Source organism: Curtobacterium luteum (assembly GCF_001475545.1).
GTDB classification, from domain to species: domain Bacteria; phylum Actinomycetota; class Actinomycetes; order Actinomycetales; family Microbacteriaceae; genus Curtobacterium; species Curtobacterium luteum_A.
On the sequence record NZ_LDQC01000176.1, the window covers coordinates 1 to 757 of the forward strand.

The 757-nt window shown below is 73.1% G+C and carries 1 protein-coding gene; it reads right to left on the reverse strand.

Annotated elements, in window-relative coordinates; translation table 11 throughout:
- Positions 1-151: 151 nt before the first annotated feature.
- A complete protein-coding gene (locus NS184_RS17000) occupies positions 152-694 on the reverse strand; it encodes an NUDIX hydrolase family protein (protein WP_058727239.1) in 543 nt (180 codons plus the stop codon).
- Positions 695-757 lie beyond the last annotated feature (63 nt).

The following is a 757-nucleotide window of genomic DNA, read 5'->3' on the forward strand; positions in this document are numbered from 1 at the left end:
TCGCGCGGGGGTGCGTCGCGGCCGCGGTCCGAGGTCCGCACGACCAAAGTCGCTTCGCACCACGGTTTCGCGCGGTGCGAAGCGACCTTGGTCGTGCGCAGGCGAGCCGAACCGCCCTGGCCGAGCGCTGGCGGGCGGCCGAGTGGCGCCGCTAGTGCAGGGCGCCGACCGACGCGAGGCCGGCGCGGAGCAGCGCCCCGCGGCCGCCCTCCATCTCGTCGGCGACGGCGTCGGATGCCGCCTCGATCGGGCTCATCCACGTGAGCTCGAGGGCGTCCTGGCGCGGCTCGCACGTCCCCGTCACCGGGACGACGTACGCGAGGGAGATCGCGTGCTGCCGCTCGTCGGTGTACACGGAGGCACCGGGCAGCGGGAAGTACTCGGCGACCGTGAACGGCGTCGGGCTCGAGGGCAGTTGCGGGAACGCCATCGGCCCGAGGTCCTTCTCGAGGTGCCGGAACAGCGCCGTGCGGATCGACTCGCCGTACATCACGCGGCCGGAGACGAGCGTGCGCGCGATCGAACCGCTCGGAGCGACGCGGAGCAGCACCCCGACCTCCGTGACGACACCGAGGCCGTCCGTACGGACCGGGATCGCCTCGACGTAGCAGATCGGCAGACGACGGCGGATGTTCGCGAGCTCCTCGTCGGACAGCCAGCCGGAGTCGGGGTCGGGGGTGCGCAGCGAGGCCATGCACCGTGTCTACCAGGCACGGCGGCGAGTTCGGCGGACGCCACGGCTAGCGTTGGCCGCATG